5 protein-coding genes and 1 pseudogene are annotated in these 4,624 nt (G+C 61.9%); all 6 read left to right on the top strand.

All coding sequences use genetic code 11. The annotated features are described in order from the left end of the window. Positions 1 to 751: phage tail protein (locus OP496_RS16625; protein WP_280564910.1), on the top strand; the 751-nt coding region annotated here is incomplete at its 5' end. Then, positions 751 to 1,083, top strand: a complete 333-nt coding sequence (locus tag OP496_RS16620; RefSeq protein WP_280564909.1) for a hypothetical protein — start codon at positions 751 to 753, stop codon at positions 1,081 to 1,083. The genes OP496_RS16625 and OP496_RS16620, both read left to right, overlap by 1 nt. After that, complete coding sequence (locus OP496_RS16615) at positions 1,083 to 2,138, top strand: hypothetical protein (protein WP_280564907.1); 1,056 nt, start codon at positions 1,083 to 1,085, stop codon at positions 2,136 to 2,138. Before OP496_RS16620 ends, OP496_RS16615 begins: the two co-directional genes overlap by 1 nt. A 41-nt stretch (positions 2,139 to 2,179) precedes the next feature. Further along, complete coding sequence (avd, locus tag OP496_RS16610) at positions 2,180 to 2,494, top strand: diversity-generating retroelement protein Avd (RefSeq protein WP_280564906.1); 315 nt, start codon at positions 2,180 to 2,182, stop codon at positions 2,492 to 2,494. Positions 2,495 to 2,834: 340 nt separating this feature from the next. After that, entirely contained in the window at positions 2,835 to 3,866 is a 1,032-nt protein-coding gene (locus tag OP496_RS16605) for a reverse transcriptase/maturase family protein (RefSeq protein WP_280564905.1), read from the top strand. Between the two features lie 320 nt (positions 3,867 to 4,186). Continuing rightward, positions 4,187 to 4,624 (top strand): annotated as a pseudogene (locus OP496_RS16600) (hypothetical protein); the annotation flags it as partial.

The raw sequence follows: 4,624 nt of genomic DNA, 5'->3' as shown, positions 1-4,624 counted from the left end.
ATCGCATGCCACTCGCGACATGCCGTGGCCACCACTACCACCGACACCCTGGAAGTCCATCTCTATGGTTGATGAAAACTCCACCTTTGGCGGTTTCCTGACCGATATCGGCGAGGCCAAGCAGTCCAACGCCAACGCGCTCAAGACCCCTTGGTCGCTCACCCATATGCTGCTGGGCGATGCCAATGGCTCCGACCCGGTACCGGATCCTGAGCAGACCGGATTGATCCACCAGGTCTACCGAGCCGCGATTAATCAGCTCTCTATCGATCCAGACAACCCCGCGATCCTGATCGCTGAATTGGTACTGCCGCCCAACGTCGGTGGTTGGTGGATTCGCGAACTCGGCCTCGAGGATGAGGATGGCGATTTTGTCGCCGTCGCCAACTGCGCCCCCAGCTACAAGCCACTGCTCGCCCAGGGCTCAGGACGCAACCAAGTCGTGCGTATGCATTTGATCCTCAGCAACACCGCCAACGTCGAGCTGAAGGTTGACCCGGCGGTGGTCCTCGCCACGCGCGAATACGTCGACGACGAGATCGCCGAGCACGCACAAAGCCGCAATCACCCGGCTGCGACGACGACGGCGTTGGGCTTCGTCGAGAAAGCGACAACGACAGAGGCCAAGGAAGGCGCTGCGAATAAGTTCCCCGATTCTGCCGGTGTTAAAGCCGCGATTGACGCCCGGCTGCCAATCACCAGTCACAAATTGATTGTTATCAACGGCGCCCTCGCCATGGAGGAGACCTAATGTACGGCTACCCGAAAGTCATCAAGACCCGCCAGGACGTCGAATACCTGGTGAGCTACCTGGGCACCGATTGGGCCACCGATGACAACAAACAGCGCGGCCTCGCCTATTTGCGCGCCCTGCGCGACAAGACGCAGCACTACGTCTTCGACCGCGTGCTCGCCGAAGGCGAAGAACCCGACGGCCCCGAGCCCGAGTATCGCGTCACCGAGGACGAGGACGGTGCGCGTCATCAGCATGTGCTGGTCGACGACCCCAACGCCCCTATTCATCGCCTCGATTTCACCGCTGGCGAGGTCAATCAACTCATTCAGACCGTGGAGAGCCACTAATGGCAGCCGGTGACAAGATCATCATTCCCGCCCAAGCGGCCGGATTTACCTCGCTGTTCGGCCATATCGAGAAAGGCGCTGGCGACACCCTCAATCTGCCCGAGGGCATGGTAAACATCGGCGGTAACGCCAAGGGTTTCCTGCTTGAAGCGGTCGCCAACTGGGACCCTGTCGGCGGCAGCGACGGCAGTTTTTCGGCCCTTTCCTTGGGTGACGACATCTACATCTACGCTGTCCAGCACGCCAGCGGCATCGCCCAGTGGGTCGCCTCGAAGAACTCGACGGTGCCCACCGGTCACACGGCGGAGAACAGCCGCAAAATCGGCGGCTACCACTATGGCCGCTACCGTCCAGCATCTGAGCGCTACAACAAGGCCTTCGCGCCGGCCGCACAGATCCTGCCCAATAGTTGCTGGGATCTACAGCACCGCCCGAAGTGTGACCCGACCGGCATGGTCGAGGTCATCCCTGGACGTCTTTGGGCCGACATCTACCTCAACACCGAGGGCGCCGGGGTATGGCCGGATACCGTGCCCGAGAGCCGCTACAACGCCACGCCGCTATCGGGTACCGAAGGCTACTCGCGCTATCTCGACTTACCGGTACTGGCTGCTAATGCCGGCAAGCGGCTGCCGTTCCTGCATGAATTCTACGTCTATGCTGACGGCACCCCAGAAGGCAACGACGGTGACAACGAGACCGCATGGTCGGCCACCACCAACAGCGGGCGCGCTGCCACCGGCACCGTCGCCAAGGCCGTTAGCTGCCAGGGCATCGTCGACGCTGCCGGCAATCTATGGGAGCCCTGCGTAGACCTGCACGACGTCGCCTCCGAATCCTCCGCTGACTATGAGTGGGATCGCCCCATTCTGGAGCACGGAAAGGACAGTGCCGAGCTGCGCGGCGAGCTCTACCATGTGCGTTGGCGTTTCTTCGTGGCCGGAGGCAGGTTCGGCGACGGCGTCCGCTGCGGCTCCCGGTGCGCGAACTCCAACAGCAACCCGGAGTACGTGTATTCGCCTACGGGTTTGCGCTGCGTCTGTGACTCCCTGTGAGCGTGGACCCTGATAGCGCCCCGCGGCAGCGGGGCTTAGTCATGCTTGCCAAAGCCGAAAAGATGATCGTCGACCTCGGGCCAGCCCTCGACAAAATCCCCAAACATCAGCGCTACCGATACGGCCAGCGCCTCGAAGATGCTCTATGGGAACTTGTCAGGCTTATCATCGAAGCCGCGGCCAGTGGCCAGAAAAGCAAGGTGTACCGCGTCGATGAGCACCTGCGTTTTATCCATGCGCTGTTGCGCCATGGCGCTGAGCGTGGGCTGTTGCGAGCCAGTCGGGTCGGCGCAAGCGCCCAGCAGCTCAAGGAAATCGGCGCCATGGTTGGCACTTGGCGCCAACGCTTGAAATGAGAGCAAGGGGGTGGTGTGGGTTTCGGCGTAGCGTTGGCGCTTCTTCATGGCCGGAGGCAGGTTCGACAACGGCGTCCGCTGCGGCTCCCGGTGCGCGAACTCCAACAACAACCCGGAGAACGTGAATTCGAATACGGGTTTGCGCTGCGTCTGTGACCACCACCAGGTATCAGAGAGGGCGGCGAGGATCTCGTCGCCACCTGAACAGCTCCCAACAGGGGGTCAGCCACACCATCCCGGTCCCGCGAAGCGGGCCGAACACGACAGCCCGGACGGCGCGAGTAGCGCCAGCGAAAACCCCGCCCGGTCGCCCCTCACACACTCGGCAACGGAGGCTGTATTGGGCAGCAAACACAAGCGCCTGATCGAGGGTATCATCGACTGGGACAACCTCATTCTCGCCCACCGACGTGCACGTCTGGGCAAGCGCGACCGTCACGAAGTCAACGTGTTCGAAGCCAATCTGTGGGAGGAACTCGGCGCTCTACAGATGGAGATGCTCTGGGGCACCTACCAGCCAGGCCGCTACCGCGCCTTCCTGGTCTACGAGCCCAAGGTGCGCGAGATCCTCGCTGCACCCTATCGCGACCGCGTCGCCCAGCACGCCATCTGCTCGCTGTGCGCGCCCATCTGGGACCGCGCCATGATCACTGATAGTTATGCCTGTCGCCCCGGCAAAGGCACACACGCCGGCGCCGATCGTATCGAACAGTGGCTGTGCGGCATGACCGCTACCGGACCGGTCTGGGTGGTCAAGATGGACGTCAGCAAATATTTCGCCAGCATCAGCCACCGCCTTGCCAAAGAGGTTGTGCGCGACAAAATAAGCTGTCCGGCCACGCTGCGCCTGATCGACACCATCATCGACAGCACCGCCGACCCCAACGACCCCGACCCGGTCGGCATCCCTGTCGGCAACCTGCTCAGCCAGTGGATCGCCAACCTGGTCGGCAATCGAATCGACCAATGGGCCAAGCGCGAGCTTCGCCTCAAGCGCTATGCGCGTTACATGGATGATATGGTCGCGCTCGTGCGCACCAAGCGCGAGGCGCTGGCCATCCGTGACGAGTTCGAGGATAAGCTCGCTTCAATGGGCATGCGGTTCAGCAAGGCTTCGGTGTTGCCGGCCTCGCGTGGCGTTAATTTCCTCGGGTATCGCATCTGGGCCCACAAGCGCCTGCTGCGCCGCGATTCCGTGCGGCGCATCAAGCGCAACCTCAAAGCCATGCGCTGGCAATACGCGCGCGGTGACATTGATCTGGCCAAGATCCAACAGCGCGTCGGCTCATGGGTCGCTCACGCCGACCACGCGAACGCCGAAAGCCTCAAGCGGAAGGTATTGAAAGGGGCTGTGTTTCGGCCTTGGTCTTGAGAGTGGCGTCAGCGTAAGCGCCACCACCCACGCCCGCCCCGCGCGGGCGTTTTTGTGCCGCCCTCACCCCACAACCCGCACCGCTCGCCCCTCGCTATCTCCCGCGCAAGCATATAAGCACCACTCAACGCCAAGGTGCTTTTATGAATACTCGCTGCTTTCTCATGCTGTTGGTGCTCAAGTTCGCCGATATCGTCCGTCTCGTGATCGCATTGCTGTTACATGCTCAATAGGAACCACTGCCAGCGGAGCCTCGCGCGTGGCCCGGTCATGCTGTTTCTACCGTTCGGAACACCTGATCAGGCAAGAGGCACTCCAATATGGCATTTCTGCATGGGCCCGAGGTTCTCGAAATCGATACCGGCCCGCGCCCAATTCAAACCGTTCGCTCGGGCGTCATCGGCATCGTCGGTACTGCGCCGGACGCAGAAGGGGAGGTCGCTGCCGAGCTGACTATCGGCACGTCAGCGGCCAATACCGGTATCCTGTTTACCGCCGCTACTGGCGGTACTGCTGGCAATAATATTCGCATCCGTTATGTGGCGCCTGGCGAGTCCAGTGCTGCGCTCGCGGTTTCCGTCAATGGCAACGATGTCACCGTGACGTTGGCCACAGATGCCGATGGCGAGCTTTCATCGACAGCCCAAGAGATTGTCGACGCTGTAAATAGCGAAGCTGACGCGTCCAGCTTGGTCACAGCTGCGGTCGTCGAGGGCTCGGACGGCAGCGGTGTGCCACGTGCGCGTAGCTGGCGCGAA

It is taken from the genome of Chromohalobacter sp. 48-RD10, from assembly GCF_029889785.1.
Taxonomy (GTDB): Bacteria; Pseudomonadota; Gammaproteobacteria; order Pseudomonadales; family Halomonadaceae; genus Chromohalobacter.
The sequence above is the reverse complement of the archived record's forward strand: the minus strand, read 5'-3'. Positions and strand labels throughout refer to the sequence as shown.